The organism is Olivibacter sp. EAT-5 (assembly GCF_044784325.1).
GTDB lineage: Bacteria > Bacteroidota > Bacteroidia > Sphingobacteriales > Sphingobacteriaceae > Olivibacter > Olivibacter oleidegradans.
The window spans coordinates 859,877-883,284 of record NZ_CP173028.1; the positions used below are offsets into that span (position 1 = coordinate 859,877).

The 23,408-nt window shown below is 40.5% G+C and carries 21 protein-coding genes; 12 read left to right on the plus strand and 9 right to left on the minus strand.

The annotated features are described in order from the left end of the window. Positions 1–261 precede the first annotated feature (261 nt). Both ACH11B_RS03425 and pgi read right to left on the minus strand, forming a co-directional pair. Complete coding sequence (locus ACH11B_RS03425; RefSeq protein WP_130858127.1) at positions 262–1,518, minus strand: sorbosone dehydrogenase family protein; 1,257 nt, start codon at positions 1,516–1,518, stop codon at positions 262–264. Positions 1,519–1,574: 56 nt separating this feature from the next. Next, positions 1,575–3,221, minus strand: a complete 1,647-nt coding sequence (pgi, locus tag ACH11B_RS03430; RefSeq protein WP_130858128.1) for a glucose-6-phosphate isomerase — start codon at positions 3,219–3,221, stop codon at positions 1,575–1,577. Positions 3,222–3,704: 483 nt separating this feature from the next. Between pgi and ACH11B_RS03435 the strand changes: the two genes are divergently transcribed. Together ACH11B_RS03435 and prfB are read left to right on the plus strand one after the other, a co-directional pair. Then, positions 3,705–4,412, plus strand: coding sequence for a tol-pal system YbgF family protein (locus tag ACH11B_RS03435; RefSeq protein ID WP_013663984.1), 708 nt, complete (start codon positions 3,705–3,707; stop codon positions 4,410–4,412). A 311-nt stretch (positions 4,413–4,723) separates the two neighbouring features. Next, positions 4,724–5,810 (plus strand): peptide chain release factor 2 gene (prfB, locus tag ACH11B_RS03440; RefSeq protein WP_377611662.1). Its coding sequence is split into 2 segments (ribosomal slippage): positions 4,724–4,783 and positions 4,785–5,810, totalling 1,086 coding nucleotides; the frame shifts between segments, so codons are not numbered across the junction. On the opposite strand, the gene dcd is transcribed toward prfB, so the two are convergent. After that, positions 5,807–6,343, minus strand: a complete 537-nt coding sequence (gene dcd / locus ACH11B_RS03445; protein WP_013663986.1) for a dCTP deaminase — start codon at positions 6,341–6,343, stop codon at positions 5,807–5,809. The two genes, prfB and dcd, sit on opposite strands and share 4 nt — an antisense overlap. A gap of 464 nt (positions 6,344–6,807) precedes the next feature. On the opposite strand from dcd, the gene ACH11B_RS03450 reads away from it, so the two are divergent. Together ACH11B_RS03450 and lipB are read left to right on the plus strand one after the other, a co-directional pair. Continuing rightward, positions 6,808–7,452 carry a 4'-phosphopantetheinyl transferase superfamily protein gene (locus tag ACH11B_RS03450; RefSeq protein WP_242627386.1) on the plus strand — a complete coding sequence of 215 codons (645 nt, stop codon included), beginning with the start codon at positions 6,808–6,810 and terminating at the stop codon, positions 7,450–7,452. A 50-nt stretch (positions 7,453–7,502) separates the two neighbouring features. After that, positions 7,503–8,219: a lipoyl(octanoyl) transferase LipB gene (lipB, locus tag ACH11B_RS03455; protein WP_130858130.1), complete on the plus strand. Its 717-nt coding sequence runs from the start codon at positions 7,503–7,505 to the stop codon at positions 8,217–8,219. On the opposite strand, the gene ACH11B_RS03460 is transcribed toward lipB, so the two are convergent. After that, the gene (locus tag ACH11B_RS03460) at positions 8,216–8,842 is read right to left on the minus strand and encodes a hypothetical protein (RefSeq protein ID WP_013664008.1); all 627 of its coding nucleotides are present in this window, start codon (positions 8,840–8,842) and stop codon (positions 8,216–8,218) included. The genes lipB and ACH11B_RS03460 overlap by 4 nt on opposite strands. Before the next feature lie 244 nt (positions 8,843–9,086). After that, a complete protein-coding gene (locus ACH11B_RS03465; protein ID WP_377611664.1) occupies positions 9,087–10,514 on the minus strand; it encodes an L-serine ammonia-lyase in 1,428 nt (475 codons plus the stop codon). Between the two features lie 254 nt (positions 10,515–10,768). Between ACH11B_RS03465 and ACH11B_RS03470 the strand changes: the two genes are divergently transcribed. Both ACH11B_RS03470 and ACH11B_RS03475 read left to right on the plus strand, forming a co-directional pair. Continuing rightward, positions 10,769–11,248 (plus strand): DUF5684 domain-containing protein, encoded by a 480-nt coding sequence (locus tag ACH11B_RS03470; protein WP_013664010.1) that lies wholly within the window; start codon positions 10,769–10,771, stop codon positions 11,246–11,248. 6 nt (positions 11,249–11,254) lie between these two features. Then, positions 11,255–11,575, plus strand: coding sequence for a DUF2752 domain-containing protein (locus ACH11B_RS03475; RefSeq protein WP_013664011.1), 321 nt, complete (start codon positions 11,255–11,257; stop codon positions 11,573–11,575). Between the two features lie 19 nt (positions 11,576–11,594). Here ACH11B_RS03475 and ACH11B_RS03480 read toward each other — a convergent pair whose 3' ends face one another. Continuing rightward, on the minus strand, positions 11,595–12,329 hold the full coding sequence (locus ACH11B_RS03480; protein WP_130858131.1) for an RDD family protein: 735 nt from the start codon (positions 12,327–12,329) through the stop codon (positions 11,595–11,597). A gap of 95 nt (positions 12,330–12,424) precedes the next feature. On the opposite strand from ACH11B_RS03480, the gene ACH11B_RS03485 reads away from it, so the two are divergent. The 6 genes from ACH11B_RS03485 to ACH11B_RS03510 all read left to right on the plus strand — a co-directional run bounded on the left by ACH11B_RS03485 (position 12,425) and on the right by ACH11B_RS03510 (position 18,624). Continuing rightward, the gene (locus tag ACH11B_RS03485) at positions 12,425–13,366 is read left to right on the plus strand and encodes a stage II sporulation protein M (protein ID WP_013664013.1); all 942 of its coding nucleotides are present in this window, start codon (positions 12,425–12,427) and stop codon (positions 13,364–13,366) included. A 2-nt stretch (positions 13,367–13,368) separates the two neighbouring features. After that, a complete protein-coding gene (locus ACH11B_RS03490; RefSeq protein WP_013664014.1) occupies positions 13,369–14,277 on the plus strand; it encodes a glycerophosphoryl diester phosphodiesterase in 909 nt (302 codons plus the stop codon). Positions 14,278–14,287: 10 nt separating this feature from the next. Then, positions 14,288–15,022, plus strand: coding sequence for a DUF4129 domain-containing protein (locus ACH11B_RS03495; protein ID WP_013664015.1), 735 nt, complete (start codon positions 14,288–14,290; stop codon positions 15,020–15,022). A 12-nt stretch (positions 15,023–15,034) separates the two neighbouring features. Continuing rightward, the gene (locus ACH11B_RS03500) at positions 15,035–16,246 is read left to right on the plus strand and encodes a DUF4350 domain-containing protein (RefSeq protein ID WP_013664016.1); all 1,212 of its coding nucleotides are present in this window, start codon (positions 15,035–15,037) and stop codon (positions 16,244–16,246) included. Then, positions 16,210–17,187 (plus strand): MoxR family ATPase, encoded by a 978-nt coding sequence (locus ACH11B_RS03505; protein ID WP_013664017.1) that lies wholly within the window; start codon positions 16,210–16,212, stop codon positions 17,185–17,187. Before ACH11B_RS03500 ends, ACH11B_RS03505 begins: the two co-directional genes overlap by 37 nt. An 87-nt stretch (positions 17,188–17,274) precedes the next feature. Then, positions 17,275–18,624, plus strand: coding sequence for a DUF58 domain-containing protein (locus ACH11B_RS03510; protein ID WP_013664018.1), 1,350 nt, complete (start codon positions 17,275–17,277; stop codon positions 18,622–18,624). Between the two features lie 230 nt (positions 18,625–18,854). On the opposite strand, the gene ACH11B_RS03515 is transcribed toward ACH11B_RS03510, so the two are convergent. The 3 genes from ACH11B_RS03515 to recJ form a co-directional block, all read right to left on the minus strand. After that, entirely contained in the window at positions 18,855–20,372 is a 1,518-nt protein-coding gene (locus tag ACH11B_RS03515) for a GH3 auxin-responsive promoter family protein (protein WP_013664019.1), read from the minus strand. Between the two features lie 486 nt (positions 20,373–20,858). Beyond that, a complete protein-coding gene (gene lptB, locus ACH11B_RS03520) occupies positions 20,859–21,596 on the minus strand; it encodes an LPS export ABC transporter ATP-binding protein (RefSeq protein ID WP_013664020.1) in 738 nt (245 codons plus the stop codon). A gap of 41 nt (positions 21,597–21,637) precedes the next feature. After that, positions 21,638–23,338: a single-stranded-DNA-specific exonuclease RecJ gene (gene recJ, locus ACH11B_RS03525; RefSeq protein WP_377611666.1), complete on the minus strand. Its 1,701-nt coding sequence runs from the start codon at positions 23,336–23,338 to the stop codon at positions 21,638–21,640. Between the last annotated feature and the right edge of the window lie 70 nt (positions 23,339–23,408).

The following is a 23,408-nucleotide window of genomic DNA, read 5'->3' on the forward strand; positions in this document are numbered from 1 at the left end:
ATGGCATTAGGCAGTAAGCTTTAAAGTACCTCCCTATCGGAAGGCAGGCAGGTCCCAAACCATTATCACATCGGCTAATTATCACATCGGCTAATTGGCTCATCGGCTAATTATTTCAGCTATCAGCAGTCGGCCTTCAGTCGCACGAATCCTTCTCACTATTCCCTACTCAATAACTTAACTACTCAACTACTTAACTATTTCCCTACTCAACTACTTAACCATTTCCCTACTCAACTACTTAACCATTTCCCTACTTAACTATTGTGGAAGCACGGCCCAAATGGTATTTCCTGCGTCATCGGCGACCAGCATATATCCTTGTTTGGCAAATGCGATGCCTACCGGTCGGCCGTATACTTCAGCCTCCGCGTCATTTGCTATAAAGCCCGTCAAAAAATCTTTATATTCACCTATAGGCGTTCCATTTTCAAAAGGAATAAAGAGCACTTTGTATCCGACCAATTGCGAGCGATTCCAAGATCCGTGTTGCCCTACATAAGCGCCACCTGCGAACTTACCTGAAGCTCCGAAAGCTAAGCCTAGTGAAGCCGTATGTGACCCCACTGCAAAATCGGGAACGATGGATTCAGCCACCAAATCCTCTCTTTTTCCCTTCAACCGAGGGTCTGGGTTTTTGCCCCAATAAGCATATGGCCAGCCATAGAAGCCATTTTCTTCCACAGATGTTATATAATCGGGAACGATTTGGTCTCCCAACTCATCACGCTCATTCACTGCGGTCCATAATTTACCGGTATGAGGCTCCCATGCCATGCCGACCGGATTTCGAAGTCCTGCTGCAAAAATGCGTTCTCCACTTCCATCGGGGTTAATCTCCAAAATGTTTGCTCTCCGTCTTTCATTCTCCATCCCATGTTCACCAACGTTACTTCCCGACCCGACGCTAATATATATTTTTGAGCTATCCGGTTTCATCAATAAATTTCGAGTCCAATGATTGTTGTATCCGCCTGCGGGCAACGACAAAATTTTCTCGCCCTTTCCACTAACTTTAGCTTCTCCTATCTTATACGGATACTTTAAAATACCATCGGTATTAGCGACATAGAAACTGTTATCCATGATCAACATGCCAAAGGGTTTATTAAGCCCTTCCAAGAAAGGGGATTTGCTATCGGCTACGCCATCTCCGTTGGTATCCTTGAACATAGTAATTCTATTCGCACCTGCTCCTTGTGTCTGCGATTCGGCCACGAAAATGTCTCCATTCGGGGCGACATAGATCCAACGGGGATTTTGCAAACCATCGGCAAATTTGACAACCTTGTAGCCCGCGGCCACAATCGGTGTTTTCCCTGTTGGCCATCCGATTACCTTTGAGTTTTTAGTACTGGATGGCGTTGCCAATGGCTCAGCTAAGGTAATGTTTAGTCCGTACTCACCTACCGAATCCGTTGGGGCTTCCGGCGTCTCTTCTTGGTTTTGCCCATTTCCTTTGCAGGCATTGATCAAAACCAAAAAAGAAAAAAAAAGACAATAAGTATATCGATTCATTTTGGATGACGTTTTATTCATGTTAAAGGAACACCAAGCCATCCAAAATGTTTGTTTTAGCGCCAAGCTTTATATTGGTTGATTAAGCCGTTGGTGGAGCTATCATGTGAGGTAATGTCTCCCTCGTTTCTGAGCTCAGGCAATATCTTTCCAGCGAGCTGCTTACCCAGTTCAACTCCCCATTGATCGAAACTAAAAATATTCCAGATAATACCTTGTGTAAATATTTTATGCTCATAAAACGCAATCAAGCTTCCCAAACTCCGGGGCGTTATTTTTTTCAAAAGAAAAGAATTGCTTGGCCGGTTTCCCTCAAAAACTTTGAATGGCGTAATAGCCGCTACTTCCTCGTCAGATTTCCCTGCTTTTTTCAACTCAGCTTCCACTTCCTCTTCCATTTTACCATTCATTAACGCTTCTGTTTGGGCAAAGAAATTAGATAACAGGAGCGTATGGTGTTCCCCAATTGGATTGTGTGTTTGAGCAGGTGCAATAAAATCGCAAGGGATCATCTTCGTGCCTTGGTGAATCAATTGATAAAAGGCGTGTTGGCCATTTGTTCCGGGTTCGCCCCAGATAACGGGCCCTGTCTGATATTCAACCGGCACTCCATTTCTATCCACATACTTACCATTACTTTCCATATCGCCTTGCTGAAAGTATGCCGCAAAACGATGTAGGTATTGATCATAAGGTAGAATCGCATGCGTTTCCGAATCAAAGAAATTATTATACCAAATACCCAACACCCCCATAATAACTGGAATATTTTCCTCTAAGGGAGTATTTTTGAAGTGATTATCAGCCGCGTGGGCTCCCGCTAAAAGTTCTTTGAAATTATCAAAACCAATGCTCAACACGATCGACAAGCCAATGGCGCTCCATAAAGAATAGCGACCACCAACCCAGTCCCAGAATTCAAACATATTCTTCGTATCTATACCGAAGTCTTGCACCGCTTTAGCATTGGTGCTCAACGCGACGAAATGCTTAGCGATATCCTTTTCGGCGCCTCCTTGGGTTAAAAACCAGTCACGCGCACTGTGAGCGTTGGCCATCGTTTCTTGCGTGGTAAAGGTTTTGGAAGCAATCAAAAAGAGCGTGGTTTCTGCATTCACCTTTCGTAACGTCTCAGCGATATGCGTTCCATCAACATTTGATACAAAATGTAAGGTTAAATGATTTTTATATGGTTTCAATGCTTCCGTTACCATAACCGGACCTAAGTCTGAACCGCCGATTCCTATATTAACAATATCCGTTATTGCTTTACCACTGTATCCTTTCCAAGAACCGTCAATCACTGCTTCACTAAATTCTTTCATATGTGCCAGTACTTCATTGACTGAAGGCATCACATCTTGGCCATCAACAAGTACGGGTGTGTTGCTTATATTTCGCAATGCCGTATGTAATACCGCTCTGTTTTCTGTTTTATTAATCGGCAGTCCTTTGAACATGGCGTCAATGGCCTCTTCCAGGTGGCATTCGCGAGCAAGCTGCACTAAAAGAGCAACGGTCTGTTCATCTATCCTATTTTTTGAATAATCAAATAAAATGTCTTCAAATAGTAATGAGAACTTTTCGAATCTATCCGGATCGTAGGCGAACAGATCACGTAAATGTTTCGGCGCGATGTTGATATAATGGTTGCTCAAGTAGTTGTAAGCATCGGTTTCGGTAAAATTTACAGTTGGTAACATAAGCAAATCAAAATTTTCACGAAACTACAATTTTAGTCGCAGAAAAGCGAAAAGCATTTGATGGCGCAGCCTAGATTTACTTTCCTAAGACAGAATAGCTACTTAAAATCTCCGATTTTAACATCAAGATTTCACTTTTACATACGGAATATTAGAAGACCATCTTCTTTAGTCACTTTCTTCCGCAAACCACGAAGTAGCTTGAATGCTATTGAAAACGAACAAGTGATGAAAAAAGTTGATTAAGGAAACCTCTTTTTTTAAAGCTAAATTCCTAAACAGCGTAGCCGCTATTTTCAAAAAAGTTTCCTGACTTTTAACACATTTTGTTATACAATATGTAAAAATTTTCGATATCTTTATCCAAACAAATCCTATATTAGTCAGTTAATTTATAAAGGATTAACATAGGCAGCTTTTAGCCAAAAAATATTAATTCATTAAAGCGGATTAAGGTATCAACCATCTTAAAAACGTATCGAGATGACTGATGTAAATTATGACAATATTGAGCGTTATCTATCTGGAAGTATGACAGATAAGGAGCGTCATCATTTCGAGGCCGAGCTTGACGAAAACGAAGACTTGGCTCAGGAACTTCATTTTTACATGTACGTAAATCAAAGCATCTCGGAATGTCTTTATCATACCCCTATTGAAGAACTATCCTTCGGCAAGGCCAAAAACAAACGATACCAAGATATGAACAGACTTAAATGGATGGCATTAACAGCTATTGGCGTCATTTTCGTAACAATCCTTTTATGGTCACCGTGGAAAATATATCGAGAGATTGATGCATCATCTGTTCAAATGGGCACCGTTAACGCAGAGGGCTTACCTGTTGGTAATAAATATGCCGATATTATCGAGCTTTTTAATGCAGGCAAATACGAAGAAGCCTTGCCTCTTTTAAACGGGGCATTAACGGAACAACCCAATGATTTGTATATTCGGTATTATAGAGGCCTTACTTTCTTAAATTTAAAATACCTCGGATCTGCCCGTCGAGATTTACTGAAGATTTACACCGAAAACGCACCGCAAATGTATGACGCGGCTTACTATATCGCCTTATCCTATCTAGAAGAAGAGGACGATTATAAAGAAAGTGCTCGTAATTGGCTGGATAAAATCCCTCAAGAAGCCCCCATTCATTCGAAAGCCGAAGCACTTAGGAAATTACTGTAAAATAGCCGTTTAGTTGAGCAGTTGTATTGTTAAATTGTTGAGTAGGGAAATGGTTAAGTAGTTGAGTAGTTAAGTAGTTGAGTAGTTGAGTAGTTAAGTAGGGAATAGTGAGAAGGATTCGTGCGACTGAAGGCCGACTGCTGATAGCTGAAATAATTAGCCGATGAGCCAATGTGATGATTAGCCAATGTGATAATGTTTTGGGACTTGCCTGCCTTCCGATAGGGAAGTACTTTAAAGCTTATTGCCCAATGCCTACAGCCTAAAGCTTATTACTTAAAACTTATAACTTAAAATCCTACCTTTGTTCTATGACGAAAGAAAACATTCAAGAATTAAGGGATAGAGCAGCTTCCCTGAGGAGGCATCTTTGACATTGATGCAAAACAAAAAGAAATAAACCAAGAGCAAGAAATAACCCTAAAACCAGACTTTTGGGATCATCCAAAAGAAGCGGAAAAAGTATTGCAGTCGATCAAGAGCAAAAAAGTTTGGACAGATAGCTTTGACGAGCTACTGCAAGCCATTGACGATGCTTCTGTCATGTTCGACTTTTATCAGAGTGGCGACGCCAGTGAGGAGGAAGCCGATGAACTTTTTCAAGAAGCGCTGAAACGGGTTGAAGAGCTCGAATTTAAAAATATGCTTAGTGCCGAAGAAGATCAGTTAACGGCTATTTTACAAATTACTGCCGGCGCTGGAGGCACTGAGAGTTGTGATTGGGCGGCTATGTTGATGCGTATGTATATTATGTGGGGAGAAAAGAATGGCTATAAGGTAACGGAGCAAGACTTCCTCGAAGGCGATGTTGCAGGTGTAAAATCAGTGACACTTCAATTTGACGGCAATTTCGCTTATGGATATTTAAAGGGAGAAAACGGCGTGCATCGCTTAGTGCGAATTTCTCCGTTCGACTCCAATGCGAAACGGCATACTTCGTTCGCCTCCGTATACGTCTATCCACTGGTGGACGATACAATTGAGATTGAGGTAAAAGATTCGGATATTGAATGGGACACGTTCCGTTCAGGAGGCGCTGGTGGACAGAACGTCAATAAGGTAGAAACAGCCGTTAGGCTGCACCACAAGCCCTCAGGAATTGTTATCAAGAACCAGGAGTCGCGTTCACAACTCCAAAATAAGGATAACGCTATGCGTCTCTTAAAATCGCAGCTTTATGAAATTGAGATGCGTAAGCGTATGGAAACGACAGCGGCTATTGAAGGCAGCAAGAAAAAAATAGAATGGGGTTCGCAAATACGTAATTATGTTTTACATCCTTATAAGCTGGTAAAAGATTTAAGGACAGGTCACGAAACATCCAATACCCAAGCGGTATTAGACGGTGAATTGGATGAATTTCTAAAATCTTATCTGATGGAATTTGGTGGAAACTAAAATTCATTTTTCCACATCATGGATTCAACGGGTCGCGTTGTCTTTCTATTGTATTTCGCATTCCCTTTTGTGTTGTACATGGTGTGGATATCTCCCTCTACTGTAAAATAAATCAACTGCCCAATGGGCATGCCAGCATATACACGTACCGGTTGAGCCACGGATATTTCAAGTGTCCAGGTATTACAAAATCCGACATCTCCCTTTCCGGCAGTGGCATGAATATCAATACCTAAACGTCCTGTGCTGCTTTTACCTTCCAGGAAAGGTACATGGTTATGGGTTTCTGTATATTCTAATGTCACTCCCAAATACAAGGTGTTTGGTTCAAGCACATAACCAGCTTTCGGAATTTCAAAGTGAACAATTTCATTATGAACCTTAGCATCTAATACCCGATCTTTATAAGTAGCCAAGTATTTCCCTAAATGAACGTCATATGAGTTCGTCCCCAAACATTCACGCTTAAATGGTTCAATAATAATAGAGCCTTTATCGATTTCCTCTAAAATCCTTTTGTCTGAAAGTATCATAGTGTTTTTAGTGCAGGATACAAACATAAGGAATAATTAATCAATTTGTGAATGAGTTGAGTTGTTGAGTAGGGAAATAGTTAAGTAGTTGAATCGTTAAGTAGTTAAGTAGTTGATGAACCAATGTGATGATAGCCGACATGATTAGAACGGCCAGCGCGTCCGAAGCTGATAGCTGAAATAATTAGCCGATGAGCCAATTAGCCAATGTGATGATGAGCCGATGCGATAATTAGCCGATGTGATAATGGTTTGGGCTGTCTTCCGATAGGGAGGTACTTTAAAGCTTACGGCCTAATGCCATCTGCTTATTGCTTAACGCCTACAGCTTTTCATAGCCAATGAATGTGCGCTCGCTAACCAATAACTAATAACCAATAACTAATAACAAACAACTAACCAAACAGCCGAAAGCCGATCGCTGAAAGCTGATGGCTATTGATAAAAATTTACTACTTTTATTCATGGGTTTAGTATATCTTAAGGAAGTTAATCCGCACACACGTTTTGCCATTTGGAAAATTGAAGAAACAGCTGAAGAGCTATTGGCTAAATTACAGCTAAACAGAAGTGAAAAGGCTTTTTTGGAGCGACTTAACAAGGGTAAAAGGACATTAAATTGGTTGGGAACACGTGTTTTGCTCCGCACCATGTTAGATACCCCGGGTTATATTGATTGCCCTTCTGACGAGAATGGCAAACCTTATTTAGTTAATTTTCCGCATAAAATATCACTCAGTCATTCCTTTGATTATGCTGCTTGCATGCTTAGTACACGATACGAGGTAGGAATCGACATGGAGTTGGTCAAACCTAAAATAGAAGTCATTGCCAGTAAATTCATGAAACCCGAAGAGCTGGCACAGCTTCAGCCTGAACACCGCTATGTAGAACAGCTTTTAACTTGCTGGACAGCTAAAGAAGCGGTCTATAAGTTACAAGGAAAAAAAGGAGTTTCTTTTAAAGACAATATTTATATCGAACCCTTTACGTATCAAGAACAGGGGAGCAGTATTGTTGCCCATCTTCAAGGCCCGCATCAACATGCGATCTATACCGTTTACTACGAGCGTTTTCGGGAGTTTATGTTAGGATATGTGATGGGATAGGTGCTTTTCTTCCTATTTCCGTAACTTTGCATTCCTTATTAGGATTACACATGAATAAAAACGTTTATTTCCAAGACTGGGGCAGGGTTGACTATCAAGAAGCGTGGGATCGGCAAGAACTTATTTTCGCGCAGGTAGTTCAACAGAAAACGGGCAACCGGGTTAATGGCACCAATCATCCTACAGACAACTATTTAATTTTCGTAGAACATCCGCATGTTTATACACTGGGTAAGAGCGGTAAGCCCGAAAACTTATTATTAGATGAACAGGGGCTACACGATAAGCAAGCAACCTATTACAAGATAAACCGTGGAGGAGATATTACTTATCATGGCCCTGGCCAACTAGTTGGTTATCCTATATTGGATCTTGATAATTTTTTTACTGACATCCATCTATACATGCGTACGATTGAAGAGGCCGTGATTCGTACATTAGCCGATTATGAGATTGAGGCTGGCAGGTACCCGGGTTATACCGGCGTATGGTTGGATCCGGACAATGAAAAAGCCCGGAAAATTTGCGCTATCGGTGTTCGAGCCAGTAGGTGGGTTACCATGCATGGTTTTGCATTTAACGTCAACACGGACCTAAATTATTTCAACCATATTGTGCCCTGTGGTATAGACGATAAAGCCGTAGCTTCTTTACAAGGTGAACTAGGACGGGAAGTAGACATGGAAGAAGTAAAAGAACACTTAAAAAAACATTTTGCTGATTTGTTCAAAATGAATTTAATAAGCGCTGCATTGACTGCGTTCTAAATCACTCCACAGTACACACTATCGGAAAGCGTATCATGATAGGTATCCCGGAAGGAGGCATATACATGTATTGGCTTCTCAGCAAAGGCTAAGGTGCTATTCTCCCAGCTGTCCGTCTGTGCGACCCTTTCTGCGCCGATTTCTCTAAAATGACGAAATAAGTCGCCATCATATAGCAAAACCACTAAACGATCCCCTTTCCATCCACCTAATGATTCCCATGACAACGTAATACGAGTCCCATTTCGTTCAACGGAGCAGTTATGCGGCGGAATTATTGGGCCTTTACTTATCAAAACCTTTTCCGGGTTGATATAGGGTTCACCATTTTCGTCGATCTCTACGGCGTATTTACGGGTGTATGACTGTACCATCTGAAAAGGTCCCACCCTACTCCCAGGCGGAACTGCATTCCTAAAACCGAATAGGACAAAAGGCTTTATCGGTGTCAAAAATTTAGATACAGCTTTCATTTTAGCCTGATTCAATAATTCCTTGGGAGAGAAAGGTTTGGTACGGCGCCCAATCGTACGAACAATCAGTTGACCATTTAATTCATACGTCGTTAAATCCCCCGTCCTTCCATTAATAGGGCCATGAAGACCATTCTTTGCAATTGCCATGTTAAAAGCCTTTGGTTTATATATCTGCTAGTCGAAGCTGGTTTACTGCTGCTTCCACTCAAATATATCATAAAAAAAGAATTTATAAAGTTTTAAAGAAGAATTTATAAAGGGTTAATAAGGGTGATACCCTTATTAACCCTTTATAAACCCCTTACTAACCCTTTGTTAACACCCTATTAATGGTAAAGGAAACGCGAATGAAATTCAACTTAATCCCGAACGATTAGCGACGGACAACCCGTTAACATTCGGGCAAACTCAACGGAATGTTGGTTGCTAAACCACCATCAGAAGTTTCTTTATACTTAACATTCATATCCAAGGCTGTTTCCCACATGGTGTGCACTACGGCATCTAAACTTACTTTTGCCTTTTCGGGATTGGATTGTAAAGCGAGTTGCGATGCTGTAATGGCCTTAATAGCTCCCATGGTATTTCTTTCGATACAGGGTACCTGTACTAATCCGCCGATGGGATCGCATGTTAGTCCAAGGTGATGTTCCATGGCAATTTCAGCTGCCATCAGTACTTGGCGCTGGGATCCGCCCAAACACTCGGTTAATGCCGCCGCTGCCATCGCCGAAGACACACCAATCTCAGCCTGGCATCCACCCATTGCAGCCGATATCGTCGATCCTTTCTTGAAGATACTTCCTATCTCCGATGCCGTCGCTATAAATTGAATGATTTTTTCTTCATTGTAGCCATTGCAGAATATTAAAAAGTATTGAAGGACGGCTGGGATTACACCGGCAGCACCGTTTGTCGGAGCGGTAACGACCCGTCCGAATGAAGCATTCTCCTCGTTCACGGCCAAGGCAAAACAACTTACCCAATCTAACGTATATTGGAAACCACTCCCTCCTTCACGGATAGCGTACATCCAGGTTTCGAAATCGGCATAATGACGGCCGTTCAACAATTTTTTATTTAATTTAGCGGCTCTTCTTTCCACATTTAAGCCTCCCGGCAAGGTACCCGTAGTGTGACAGCCTCGATAAATACAATCACGAATCGTATGAAAAATCTTTAAGATCCCCTTATTAGTTTCTTCTTCACTTCGCCACGCATGCTCATTTTCGAGCACCACCTCTGAAACTTTAAGGCCGGTACGCATACACCACATCAATAAATCCTTCGCATTTTGAACGGGGAAGGGTAAATCCACCTCTTCTGTATCACCTGCCCGTTGATTTTCCTGGACTACAAAACCTCCACCAATAGAGAAGTAAGTTTCAGATAACGCCGTTCCATCTCTGAAAAAAGCTTGAAAGGTAACCGCATTTGGGTGATAGGGCAAACTTTCCGTCATCAGGAAAAGCAAGTCCCCTCCATAATTAAAGGGAATTACATACTGCCCCGCAAGCCACAATTGGCAATCACCCTTAATCTGGTCAACTGTTGGTTGAATCCGACTAACCTCGAAAGTCACGGGGTCACCACCACTCAACCCTAAAAGGATTGCTATATCGGTTCCATGCCCCTTACCTGTCTTGGCCAAGGATCCGTAGAGTAAGATTTTAACTGCTTCTGTATCAGCAAGCCTCTTTTCTTGATCAAGCTTTTGGATAAATCGTTGTGCTGCACGCCATGGCCCAAGGGTATGCGAGCTAGAAGGCCCGACACCGATTTTGAAAATATCAAAAATGGAAATCTGTTCTTTATTCATAAAATAACGCATACGAAGTTAAGCCTAATAATTGTGATTTCCTTATCGGCTCATTTACCCGATATTGACATCATTTTAAAAATTTTAACCATCGGAAAACATTTTTGTACGTTTTATCAGTTCCATATTTTATATTTGTTTATTATAAGCCGAAAAAATTGATAATAAACTAATTTTCAATGCAGTTATTTACCTAAAAAAGTTAAAAGTCTTATAAAAACAACACCCCTGTTTTTCACTTAAATAAGAATCATATGAACAACTACGATTACAACGATTCAATGAGCTCCGGTTTATTTGCCGCCATGGGCATTGGCACAACACTTGTTTCGCTTGCTCTTAGTATTTTAGCGATCGCCGGTTTGTGGAAAATGTTCGAAAAGGCTGGCAAACCAGGCTGGGCAGCAATAATTCCTGTTTACAATCTCATTGTTATTCTTGAGATTGTTGGAAAACCTATTTGGTGGATATTTTTCTTTCTGATTCCCTGTGTAAACTTTGTAGTAATCATTTGGGTGCTGAATCTGTTGATGAAGAGCTTCGGAAAAGATTCAATATACACGGTACTGGCGTTTTTCTTCTCTTTTATCATTTTTCCCATGATTGGCTTCGGGAGCGATCGCTATTTGGGACCATCAGCTGCTGAAGCGAGAGGTGGCAACTCGTTTGATCAGTTTAAGAATTATAAGAATCCATTTGATGATCCGAATGCACCTAGAGACCCAACAGCTTAATATGGTATGAACTATTTGCTGTTTTTGATTTTCAGTAGCTGGTCCGGAATAGACTGGCTACAACATCATCTTCTACCTTGCCCTTTTAAATGGTTAACCGGCATAGATTGCCCCGGCTGCGGTTTTCAAAGAGCATTATTGTTATTACTTCAGGGGCGATGGCAAGCCAGTATAGTACAATATCCACCAACCATTCCACTTTTATTATTAGGTTTATTTTTCCTGCTAAAAAACCGTTATTTTAAGAAAAATGAAAAACTTGCTACCGTATTATCTTGCTTAGTGGGCTTTCTAATCATCACGTCCTATCTTAACAAGATGTTTTAAGCGCAGCTAATGGAGCCTTTTATTTCGTATTTGATGTCAGATACGAATAGTCGCGAACAATTTGTTTCAAAAACTCCCATTCATTCATCTCGTTAGGAATGTTCACTTGTAACACATCTTTTGCTTTCATAGCCATTTTATATACGAGCATATTATTGCCTGACTTACTGAAATTGGCCAACACATCATGAATGAGTGTTATGTCCTGATCGTTAAGACTTGTCACCTCCGGAAACAAGGGCTTATATAGTTCTTCGGTTGGAGGATGAAAGGCAATTGCTTCTAACTGCGTTCGGGGAACGGTTTTAATTAAAGTTGTGCCCGCCACAATATCGCCTATTCGTTGCTTGTTTTCGGATAGTGCCACGCAGATCAATGCCCCTACTTGCATTGTTAGTGTAAAATCTACAAACCGGAATAACCACCTCAAAAAGTATTGACCTACACTAGGTTGATAACCGTCTAGGCTGACAACTTTAATTTTCAGTATGCGCTTGCCAACACTCTGCCCATTAAAAAAAATTTCACACAGCAAATCATAAAACACAAACAGCGAACCATATAAAGCCAAAAGTATCAGATTACCGGTATTATCAAAAGCCAGTCCTAAGCCTGAAACGATCAATATAAATAAGAGATAAATAAGAAAAAAGAGGAGCAGATCGATTATACGTGCAGCGATCCGCTCGCCCACGCCGGCGACATCATAATCGATCGATATATTTTGCGAAGTAATTACCTTTACATGATTCATCAAAACGAATTTAGTGAAATCCATGGATATGGAAGCGTTTGATTTTTATTATCTTTATTTCGATTCAGGACTTATACTCAAATTATTAATACCATATGCGGGAAGCACTGTTCGTCAAACAAAATAATGCAAAATGGGAAAGTTATGAAAAAATAAAGACAACCCATCCGGATGAGTTAGCAGCGCGTTTTATCGAAATCACGGACGATCTCGCCTATGCCAAAACCTTTTACCCAAAATCGAAAACCACCGCCTATCTTAATGGCTTGGCAGCTCGTCTACACCAGTCGCTCTATATTAATAAAAAAGAAAAGGCAAGTCGTTTTCTGAGCTTTTGGAAAACGGAGCTTCCGATTATCTTTTTTCAGTATCGAAATCAGTTGGCCTATTCTGCTGTATTTTTCTTATTATTCACCTTTATCGGTGCATTCTCTGCCGCGAATGATGAAACATTTGTTCGGCTTGTTTTAGGTGACGACTATGTAAATATGACAAATACTAATATAGAAAAAGGAGATCCTTTTGGCGTATATAAACAATCGAATCCGTTGCTTATGTTTTTGATGATTGCGCTGAACAATATTCGAGTGTCGTGTATGGCATTCCTCTTGGGTATTTTATGCGCTGTTGGCACGGTCGTACTGCTTATGTATAATGGCATTATGTTGGGATCTTTTCAATATTATTTTTTTACAAAAGGTTTAGGTTTTGAATCGGTATTAGTTATCTGGATACACGGCACATTGGAAATATCGGCGATTGTGTTGGCAGGAGCCGCGGGCTTGATATTGGGAAACAGTCTGCTGTTTCCCAAAACTTACAGTAGACTCACTTCGCTTAAACGGGGAGCGAAGGATGGTCTAAAAATCATTGTCGGATTGATCCCCATATTCATTATCGCTGCTTTATTGGAGTCTTTTGTAACAAGACATACAGCTATGCCCTTCTGGTTAAGCAGCGCTATATTGATAGCATCTTTTCTTTTTATCGTATGGTACGTGGTGATTTATCCCCGTAAGCTTTCCAAACTTATTTAGTTATGAATTATTCCTCTGAAGAACCGATTGAATTAAGAAAGGTAAGAGATTTCAGTGAGACGATGAATGATAGCTTCAGCTTTATCAAACAACATTTCAAAAATCTTTTTAAACCCCTTTTATATATAAGTGGCTTTTTTATTATCGCCACAATAGCCAGTAGCGTTGCACAACAAATGAAAACTATCCGATTGGTTGGCTTGGCAAAAGCATCAACCTCAACCGTATTAGCCGAAAATATGACGGGATACACATTTGGTTTAGCCTACTTTCTGTTACTTTTATTCAGTATCTTATCTGTTAGCGTAATTTATCTAGTTACCTATTGCTATATGAAACTCTATAAAGAACACCACCATACAATTCCATCCATGCAAGCCGTTTGGGACTTATTTAAAAGCCATATTATATCCTTTTTCATAGCGACCATTCTTTTAAGTATATTCATCTTTATTGGTTTCCTCTTTTGTTTAGTTCCCGGTTTTTACCTGATTCCCATTATTAGCTTAACCTTGCCCATTATGATTATGGAAGACAAAGGCTTATTTGAAGCATTATCGCGCAGCATACAATTGATAAAAGACCACTGGTGGAAAACCTTCGCATTGATATTTCTAGCATCTATCATTGCCTATTTTAGCATGGGAATACTGAGTCTTCCATCAGCATTTCTAAGTATCGGCGCCGTATTTGTTGAAGATTCTCCCACCTTGGTTCTCGCTGGTAGTATCTTTGGGTCTATTTTAACGGGTTTAGCACAGCTATTTTATATCTTACCTGCAATTGTGAGTGCGCTGTGGTATTTTAGTCTTACAGAAGAGAAAGACGGATTAGGCCTTATGGAACGAATAGAAGGCTTTGGGTCCGGCGGAGTGAAGGCGTCCAACGATTGGCCAAAAGAAGAATATTAATTATTAATCGATGCACCGTATCTGTCTCTTCCTATTGTGTTTGTTATCTTTTATACGCCCCCTCCAGGCCGTAAGCATAGACGCTGCTTTATCAAAAGGACAAGACAAACAGAAACAGATAAATATTGATACCGGGAAAATAATTTTACGCTCATTTGATGCTGCCAAGTTAGCAAGTTATAAAGAGGACGCAGCCTTCAAGTATGAGGAAGAACAGGTTCCTGTTGGATGGTGGCAACATTTTAAACAGTGGCTTTACAATCAGCTAGCCCGCATTTTTTCGAACGGACAATCCGGGTCAACTTTTAAATGGCTATTTATTATACTAGGGAGTGCCGCGCTCTTATTCCTTGTCTATAAAATTGCCGGTATGGATATACTGTACATATTCGGAAGAAGAAATCGGGTTAGTGGTGCAAGTTCCATTGCGGAAGAAGAGGACATACATCAAATCGATTTTGAAATGGAGCTCCAGACCGCTATTACAAACAAAAATTTCCGACAGGCGGTCCGTTTATCATATCTTCAATTGCTAAAAGAACTGACAGATCGGGCATTAATCGATTGGCAACCGGGAAAAACGAATCAAATCTATGTGCAGGAGTTAGGAAACAGACCATTCAGCAACGATTTTAGAAATTTGACAGGTCTGTTTGAAAAAGTATGGTATGGCGCCTTTCCGGTAAGAGAAAACGATTTTTTCGACTTTAGAAGAAGTTTCGCGAAATTAAAGGATCGGATTTAGATACAGTAACATATGAAAGATCTTAAGTTGTATCTTCTGCTAGGTTTTTTATTGTTGGGTATATATTTATTTATTGAATATAACCGTCCAGTGGCTGTTAATTGGTCGCCCACTTATCAGCGAAGCGACAAAATACCTTTCGGAACTTACATATGCTATCGCGAACTTCCGAAGCTTTTTAAAAGGGGTGTATATAATAGTCGACAACCGCTCGAAGAAACACTTCCAAAGGCTAAAGGTGCCAATTTACTTATTATTTCCTCCAAGATTTCCTTGGGCAACGATGATTATCAAAAGCTTTATACACATATCGAGAAAGGCAACGATGTTTTTCTCGCGGCGAGTGATTTCAATCAAATTCTTTTAGATTCACTTCATTTACAAATTCGTACACGAGATGTTCTTTTTGCAAAAGACAGCTTACAATTTCATTTTCTGAATAAACACTTGGCTCCAGGTCGTTATTATCGGTTCAACAGAGGCATAGCTTCCCAATACTTTAGTAAAATAGACACACTGAAAGCTACTATATTAGGTACGAATAATAAAGGTGAAGCAAATTTTTTGCGTTATCATATCGGCAATGGTGACTTATACTTGTTGGCTTCTCCCGATTTTTTCACCAACTACGCATTGTTAACTGAAGAAGGGGCTGCCTATGCCTCCAAAACACTTTCGTACTTAAATCCAAATCGGCCCCTCATTTATGATGAATATCAATTACTTGGTATGGCAGGTGAGCGATCGCTCTTGCGATTTATTTTTAGCAATGCCTCACTTAAGTGGTCTTATTACATTATGCTTGCATGCCTAATACTATTTGTTCTGTTCGAAATTAAACGGCGACAACGGATCATTCCAATAGAAGATCCAATGGCAAACACCAGCGTAGAATTTATAAAAGTGGTAAGTAGCGTTTATTTTCGACAGCGTGACAATAGCGATATCGCACAGAAAAAGGCTCAGTATCTTCTTCATTTTATTCGCGCTCACTATCGAATTAAAACAAGCGATTTAAACGATGAGTTTTTAGCGTTACTTGCCGAACGCTCGGGTGTCACAGCGGATGTCGTTCAAAAGATATTTGAATATATGGAAGCTGTTCACTTGGGGAAACAATTAAGTGATCAAGAATTGACAGATTTTAATAATTACGTGGAACGGTTTTACAATCAATCGAAGATACTATGGAACAAGAATTTTTCGAACAACGTGCCGATTTAGGTGAATTACAGCAAGCGGTTCAACAAATTAAAGACTCGATCGGTAGGGTTGTTGTTGGGCAGCAAAACCTGGTTGAACTCTTAATTGCCGGAATTTTAGCTGATGGCCATGTACTGATAGAGGGGGTGCCGGGCATTGCTAAGACGTTGACCGCTAAATTAATTGCAAAATGTATTGACGCACAGTTTAGTCGCATTCAATTTACGCCAGACCTCATGCCTTCAGATGTTCTGGGTACATCCATTTTCAATCCAAAAAGTGTTGATTTTGAATTTAAAAAAGGGCCTATATTCGGAAACATCATTCTAGCTGATGAGATCAATCGAGCTCCCGCAAAGACACAATCTGCCTTATTCGAAGTAATGGAAGAACGTCAAATGACCCTAGATGGTATCACACACCCAATGGAAGAGCCATTTATAGTGCTGGCGACCCAAAATCCAATAGAACAGGAAGGAACTTACCGTTTACCGGAAGCGCAACTCGACCGATTTTTGTTTAAGATCGAGGTGGGCTATCCCTCCCTGGTGGAAGAAACAGAGCTTTTGATCCGACACCATCAAGCGGATCCTCTTGAAACAATCAAGCATATACAACCGGTCCTCTCGAGTGGACAAATTAAATCCCTACGGAATACGGTAAGGAAATTACATGTGGAAGATAAATTAATCGAGTTTGTAGCGAAGATCGTCTATCAAACAAGAAACCACAAGTCTTTATTCCTGGGAGCGTCGCCCCGAGCATCATTAGCCATCATGAATGGGGCAAAGGCTATTGCTGCCATGAATAGTCGTGACTTTGTCACGCCGGACGACATCATAGGCGTTACACCCGCCGTATTGCGCCATCGTATTGTTTTAACGCCTGATCGAGAAATGGAAGGCATTACGCCTGATGAAGTTATCCATCAGCTCATTAAGAATATCGAGATTCCGAGGTGAAGCTTATAGGGGATAGGGATTAGGGATAGGGTGGAGATAAGGGTAAAGAGCGGGACTTAACAAAAAGCGTTTATTAAAGATTCTACGATGCGTAATATCGTTCGATTATTTTATTTGGATCTATTTCTGAGTAAGCGATTTTTTATCGCTTGGGGAATAACGGCATTCTTATTTTTATTAGCTTATTTTTTCCCTTGGCTGGGATTTTTACCTTATATAGCTGCTCTTACAACGACGCTGATTTTATTAGCAGATATCGCATTACTATACGCTGTAAAAAATGGAGGGGTAGTCAGTACGCGTATTGCTCCTGCCCGCCTAAGCAACAGTGATGATAACGAAATTTTTATTACAAGCAACAATCGTTATCCTTTTACTGTAAAAATAGGCATTATCGATGAAATACCTTATCAATTCCAAAAGCGCGATATTTGGTTCGAGCGAGCTCTGGAAGTTAAGGAACGGAGTACTTTTTCATACCAACTACGCCCTGTAAAACGAGGCCTTTACTCTTTCGGAAAACTACGAACTTTTGTACAATCACCCATCGGTTTTATACAACGTAGATTTAATGAAGATGCAGAGGCTAATGTACCCGTATACCCTTCTTTTCTTCAAATGCGTAAATACGAGATGTTAGCCATTTCTAATCGGTTAACGGATTACGGCTTGAAGAAGATCCGTCGTTTAGGCCATAGCATGGAATTTGAACAAATAAAGGCTTATGTTCAGGGTGATGATTATCGGACGCTAAATTGGAAAGCTTCTGCTCGTCAAGGCAGTTTAATGGTCAATTCGTACATTGACGAGCGATCGCAACATATCTATTGTATAATCGACAAATCAAGGGCAATGAAGATGCCCTTTCATGGCTTAAGTTTATTAGATTACGCCATTAATGCAAGTTTGGTATTGGCTAACATTGCGCTCAAAAAGGAAGATAAAGCCGGACTTATCACATTTGCCGAGCAAATTGGGACTGTTCTTCCTGCTGATAGGCGTTCTACACAACTTAATTATATTATGGAGGCCTTGTACAAAGAGAAGACACGTTATTTAGAGAGTAATTTGGAGATTTTATACTCGACTGTAAGGCATACGCTACGGCAAAGAAGCTTGATTATCTTATTTACGAATTTTGAAAGTGTATCTGCCTTAAATCGACAATTACCTTATTTGAAGAAAATTGCAAAATACCACTTATTGGTAGTAATCTTTTTTGAGAACATCGAGGTGAAAAACTTAAGTCAAGAAAAAGCGGAAAGCATCGAAGGTATCTATTTGAAAACAATCGCAGAGAAATTTGTCTACGAAAAAAAACTACTTGTTCGAGAGCTTGCCAGGCATGGAATACAGTCTGTCTTGACGCCACCTGAACATTTGACTGTCAACACAATCAATAAGTATTTGGAAATTAAGGCTAAGCAGCGGATTTGATGATTGTTACATTGCGAGTTATTAGTTGTTGGTTGTTGGTTATTAGTTGTTAGTGTTGGTAGTTAGTTGCGGGCAGATATCCATTGGCTATGAAAGGCCTAGGTTCATCATCGCATCATCACATTGGCTTATCGGCTAATTAACTCATTAGCTAATTAACTTATCGGCTAACCGACCGTAGGGAGCTCATGAGTGCCGAAAAAAGCAAGCACTTACGAATAGTTAACTACCTAACTATTTAACAACGGCAAAATGCTGTCGAGATAATTTCGGTCATTTGCCAATCGTGGCACCTTATTTTGTCCTCCCAATTTATCTCGGTTTTTCATCCATCGGTAAAAGGTACCTGACGGAGCCATATGTATAATCGGCGCCTTCAGTGCCATGTTTTTAAACCGTTTCGCATCATAGTCTGAATTCACTTCTCGCAGTTTTTCATCCAACACGTTTTTGAATTCCGTAAAGTCGTCCGGCTCTTTTTCAAATTCTATAATCCATTCGTGTGCGCCAGCCTCGTTATTATGGAAATAAACAGGCCCTGCTGTGTAATCGCGTACAATCGCATTGGTGATTTTACAGGCTTCTCTCAAACCATTATCGGCATTATCAACGATCAACTCTTCACCAAAAGTATTAATATATTGCTTGGTTCGGCCGGTAATCTGTATACGGTAAGGGTGTAAAGTAGTAAACTTAATCGTGTCTCCGATCATATACCGCCATAGACCGGCATTCGTCGAAATGATCAAAGCATAATTTTTACCAAGCTCAACCTGATCGAGCGTAAGCGTTAACGGGTGTTCGTCATACAAATTTTCAACAGGCAAAAATTCATAGTAAACCCCATAATCGAGCATAAGCAGTAAATCATCCGAGTCTGACTGATCTTGAATTCCGAAATAACCTTCTGAGGCATTATAGTTTTCCAAATAGTACATATTATCAGAAGGGATAAGTCTCTTAAACTGCTCTTTATAGGGCTTAAAGCTCACTCCACCGTGCAGATACAGTTCCAAATTAGGCCATATCTCCAATAGATTATCTTTCCCTGTTAATTCAAGCACCCTTTTTGCCAATACTACGTTCCACGTGGGTACCCCGGATAAATTGGTTACATTTTCATGAATTACCAGATTGGCGACCCGTTCGATTTTCTCCTCAAAATTGGGATTAAGAGTTGTCTCCAAATCCGGTGTTCTATACATTTCGGCCCAAAAAGGCAGGTTTCGGATCAGAATGGCCGACAAATCACCGGAACTGGAATCTCCATTGCCAAGTTGATTTATTTTATGACTTCCTCCCAGCACAACCCCCTTTCCTGTAAAAACTTTAGCATCGGGCCGATTATGGCAATAAATAGAAAGCAGATCTTTCCCCCCCTGAAAATGGCAATCCTCTAAAGCCTCCTCACTCACCGGTATAAACTTACTCCTATCAGAGGTTGTACCTGAAGATTTTGCAAACCATTTTATATCCGATGGCCACAACAAATTTTGCTCACCTGCAATCATTCTGTCAATATATGGTTTCAGGCTATTATAGTCTTGTATAGGCACACGTTCTTTAAAAGTTTCAAGATTACAAATCGATTTATAGTCGAACTTCTTCCCCCACTCGGTTGCCTGCGCAGTGGTAATAAGGCTTTGAAACCACTCTTCCTGAACTTCATGAGGATATTTCATGAAAAGTTCAATTTGGTGGATTCGCTTTTTCATTATCCAATTAATAATTGAATTGACAATTGCCATTTTGTTATACTAGGATACTTGGTTTTAGCTACTAAAGTAGCAAATTTATTGGTTATTTGTTGTTAGTTACTCGTTGTTGGTTATTAGTTGTTAGCACAGGATTTGGTACCAGGACACCTGCCGGCAGGCAGGTACGTATCAGGATTTCCTATCCTGCGTCCTATGTCTTATATCCTCTTTCAGCCATCAGCAGTCAGCTATCAGCTTTCGGGCGGCCTGGCCGTTCTAATCATGTCGGCTCATCATCACATTGGCTAATTATTTCAGCTTTTAGCCATCAGCAGTCAGCTATCAGCTTTCAGTCGTGCTGGCCTTTCTAATCATGTCGGCTATCATCACATTGGCTAATTATTTCAGCTCTTAGCCATCAGCAGTCAGCTATCAGCTTTCAGTCGTGCTGGCCTCTCTAATCATGTCGGCTATCATCACATTGGCTCATCAACTACTTAACGATTCAACTACTTAACTATTTACCGGCTCAACTAACTATCCCAGTTTCTTCCTTCTCAACTCAAAATGACGCCCCAGATAATAGGTTCTCGCCATTTCATTGACCGCTATCTCTTCAGGAGTGCCCGTCAACATGATTTTTCCCTCAGTAAGCAAATAAGCTCGGTCTGTAATGGACAAGGTTTCCTGTACATTATGATCGGTTATCAGAATCCCAATATTTCGATGTTTAAGCTTATGCACAATGGTCTGGATTTCCTCGACCGCAATAGGATCGACTCCCGCAAAGGGTTCATCTAACAGAATAAAATGAGGGCTTGCCGCTAGAGCACGAGCAATTTCCGTGCGCCGGCGCTCTCCTCCTGACAGCAAATCGCCTCTGTTTTTCCTGACTTTATGTAAACTGAACTCATTGATAAGCTCTTCCAGCTTTTCTTTTCTAACCGTCTTATCCTGGTGATGGATTTCCAACACCGCCATAATGTTATCCTCAACAGATAGTTTTCTAAAAACCGAAGCCTCTTGCGCCAAATATCCAATTCCTTTTTGAGCTCTGCGATACATGGGATCTTCTGTAATATTATCATCTTCCAGATAAACATTACCTTCATTCGGCTTGATCAATCCGACGATCATATAAAAAGACGTTGTTTTACCGGCACCGTTAGGTCCTAATAATCCAACAATCTCTCCTTGCTCGACATGAAAAGACACATCGTTTACAACCGTACGCTGTTTATATTTCTTTACCAGATGTTCTGCCTTTAATATCATACTAGCTTTAAGCTTTTAGTCATCAGCTGCAAGCTTAAAGCTTACATCAACCTAATTCCCTTTAAATTTAATTGAATATTTTTTTTATCTCGCCATACGTTCTCTTCAATAGAGAAACATGCGGTAAAAGGTATTCCTTTATTAATATGTGTTATATATTCCCCTAAGCCAAATCCAATACAATCAAAGGCCGGAGCTCCTTCCTGTGTAATATACATCTTTAGGTGGTTCGCTCCTACCAACTGCGCCTCGCCTACAGAATACACATTTTTGGCAATAAAAACAGGTGCGTTGTTCTCGGGTCCGAACGGTGCAAATTGTTTTAAAACACGAAAGAATTTTGGTGTAATATCCGCTAGATGGATTTTTGCATCAATTGAAATTTCAGGTTCCAACAATTCGGGAGCGATACTTTGTGCCACTACCGCTTCAAATTTCGATTGCAATGCAGGCACATTTTCTGCTTTCATTGTTAGCCCCGCAGCATATTTATGTCCCCCAAACTGCTCTAATAGGTCACTACATTCAGATAGCGCCTCATATAAATCGAAGCCCGCCACAGATCGAGCAGATCCGGCTACATGACCGTTTGATTTCGTAAGTACAATTGTCGGACGGTAATACTTTTCTGTTAAACGTGAAGCAACGATACCAATAACGCCTTTATGCCAATCTTCCTGGTAGACGACGGTTGTTTTACGTTTAATAAGCGTTTCACTTTTTTGGATAATTTCGAGCGCTTCTGCTGTAATCCGCGCATCAAAATCCTTCCGTTGCATATTCTGTACGTCAATTAGCCCGCAACAGTTTTTTGCTTCCTCTAAACTTTTTGAAATCAATAATTTTACCGCATCTTTTGCATGGTCGATTCTACCTGCGGCGTTGATCCGTGGGCCAATTTGAAAAATAACGTCTGTTAAATTCATTTCACCGGCCTTCGTGGAAAGGTCAACCAAAGCCCTTAGTCCAAAGCTTGGATTATTGTTCAATTTCTTTAATCCGTAGTATGCCAGCACCCGATTCTCTCCAGTTATCGGTACGATATCTGAAGCTATACTCACCGCAACAAGGTCGAGATATTGAAAAACTTCTGCTTCCTCTAACTGATTTGTCTTTGCAAAAGCATGAATAATTTTGAAAGCGATACCGCAACCTGATAGCTCCTTATATGGATAGTTACAATCTTTTCGCTTTGGATCCAAAACCGCCGTTGCCTTGGGCAATTCGTCCCCCGGCGTATGGTGATCACCAATGATAAAATCGATGCCCTTCTGTGCTGCATACTCAATCTTGTCGACTGATTTAATACCACAGTCCAACGCAATAATTAGCGAATAGTTGTTTTCTGCTGCATAATCGATACCTTGGAAGGAAATACCGTAACCTTCTTTATACCGATCAGGGATATAATATCCTATATGGTTATAAAACCGTTTCAAAAAGCTGTAAAGTACTGAAACTGCAGTTGTTCCGTCCACATCGTAATCACCGTAGACCAAGATATTTTCCTTCATGCCGATAGCCTGTTCAATACGGCGAATAGCAAGGTCCATATCTTTCATCAAAAAGGGGCTATGGAGATCGTCGAGTGAAGGCCTAAAGAATTTCCGTGCCTGCTCAAAGTCGAATACGCCTCGCTGTACCAACAATCTTGCTAAGACCTTATGTATATTAAGAGCCTTTGATAAGGAAGTAACGACATCTGTATCAACTGTATTTCTTTCAACCCACCTTTTTTGCATATACTTTTACCTATTAAACTGTATCTCTCAAAGGCTAATAAGAGAGTGACGAATACTTTGTACACGATGT

Excerpts from the sequence above, each read along its gene's own strand:
- ACH11B_RS03425 (WP_130858127.1), bottom strand. The coding sequence starts at position 1,518 with ATGAATCGATATACTTATTGTCTTTTTTTTTCTTTTTTGGTTTTGATC.
- pgi (WP_130858128.1), bottom strand. The coding sequence starts at position 3,221 with ATGTTACCAACTGTAAATTTTACCGAAACCGATGCTTACAACTACTTG.
- ACH11B_RS03435 (WP_013663984.1), top strand. The coding sequence starts at position 3,705 with ATGACTGATGTAAATTATGACAATATTGAGCGTTATCTATCTGGAAGT.
- dcd (WP_013663986.1), bottom strand. The coding sequence starts at position 6,343 with ATGATACTTTCAGACAAAAGGATTTTAGAGGAAATCGATAAAGGCTCT.
- ACH11B_RS03450 (WP_242627386.1), top strand. The coding sequence starts at position 6,808 with ATGGGTTTAGTATATCTTAAGGAAGTTAATCCGCACACACGTTTTGCC.
- lipB (WP_130858130.1), top strand. The coding sequence starts at position 7,503 with ATGAATAAAAACGTTTATTTCCAAGACTGGGGCAGGGTTGACTATCAA.
- ACH11B_RS03460 (WP_013664008.1), bottom strand. The coding sequence starts at position 8,842 with ATGGCAATTGCAAAGAATGGTCTTCATGGCCCTATTAATGGAAGGACG.
- ACH11B_RS03465 (WP_377611664.1), bottom strand. The coding sequence starts at position 10,514 with ATGAATAAAGAACAGATTTCCATTTTTGATATTTTCAAAATCGGTGTC.
- ACH11B_RS03470 (WP_013664010.1), top strand. The coding sequence starts at position 10,769 with ATGAACAACTACGATTACAACGATTCAATGAGCTCCGGTTTATTTGCC.
- ACH11B_RS03475 (WP_013664011.1), top strand. The coding sequence starts at position 11,255 with ATGAACTATTTGCTGTTTTTGATTTTCAGTAGCTGGTCCGGAATAGAC.
- ACH11B_RS03480 (WP_130858131.1), bottom strand. The coding sequence starts at position 12,329 with ATGAATCATGTAAAGGTAATTACTTCGCAAAATATATCGATCGATTAT.
- ACH11B_RS03485 (WP_013664013.1), top strand. The coding sequence starts at position 12,425 with ATGCGGGAAGCACTGTTCGTCAAACAAAATAATGCAAAATGGGAAAGT.
- ACH11B_RS03490 (WP_013664014.1), top strand. The coding sequence starts at position 13,369 with ATGAATTATTCCTCTGAAGAACCGATTGAATTAAGAAAGGTAAGAGAT.
- ACH11B_RS03495 (WP_013664015.1), top strand. The coding sequence starts at position 14,288 with ATGCACCGTATCTGTCTCTTCCTATTGTGTTTGTTATCTTTTATACGC.
- ACH11B_RS03500 (WP_013664016.1), top strand. The coding sequence starts at position 15,035 with ATGAAAGATCTTAAGTTGTATCTTCTGCTAGGTTTTTTATTGTTGGGT.
- ACH11B_RS03505 (WP_013664017.1), top strand. The coding sequence starts at position 16,210 with ATGGAACAAGAATTTTTCGAACAACGTGCCGATTTAGGTGAATTACAG.
- ACH11B_RS03510 (WP_013664018.1), top strand. The coding sequence starts at position 17,275 with ATGCGTAATATCGTTCGATTATTTTATTTGGATCTATTTCTGAGTAAG.
- ACH11B_RS03515 (WP_013664019.1), bottom strand. The coding sequence starts at position 20,372 with ATGGCAATTGTCAATTCAATTATTAATTGGATAATGAAAAAGCGAATC.
- lptB (WP_013664020.1), bottom strand. The coding sequence starts at position 21,596 with ATGATATTAAAGGCAGAACATCTGGTAAAGAAATATAAACAGCGTACG.
- recJ (WP_377611666.1), bottom strand. The coding sequence starts at position 23,338 with ATGCAAAAAAGGTGGGTTGAAAGAAATACAGTTGATACAGATGTCGTT.